1 pseudogene is annotated in these 253 nt (G+C 63.2%); it reads right to left on the reverse strand.

Annotated features, from left to right (window positions below):
* A pseudogene (locus EBL85_RS17530) lies at positions 1-253 on the reverse strand (hypothetical protein); the annotation flags it as partial.

Here is a 253-nt window from a genome sequence, read left to right on the forward strand (position 1 = left end):
TGGGACGGATCGGTTGCACCAGCGGTTGCGGCGGGCGGAGCGCCCGGAGCCGCTTGCGCCGACGCCGCAGATTGAGCTTGAGCGCGCAATACACCCGCCAGACCCGCTTGTGGTTCCAGGGATGTCCTGTCCCCTTCCCCAAAAATAGGTCCAGCGAAAAGTAGAGACCGAGGGCATGATGGTGGCCGAGCAGAGGAGAGCCCACATGCGCAAGAGCAAGTACAGCGAGCAGCAGATCGTTGACGCACTGCGT

This window comes from Marichromatium sp. AB32, from assembly GCF_003718675.1.
Classification (GTDB): Bacteria; Pseudomonadota; Gammaproteobacteria; order Chromatiales; family Chromatiaceae; genus Marichromatium; species Marichromatium gracile.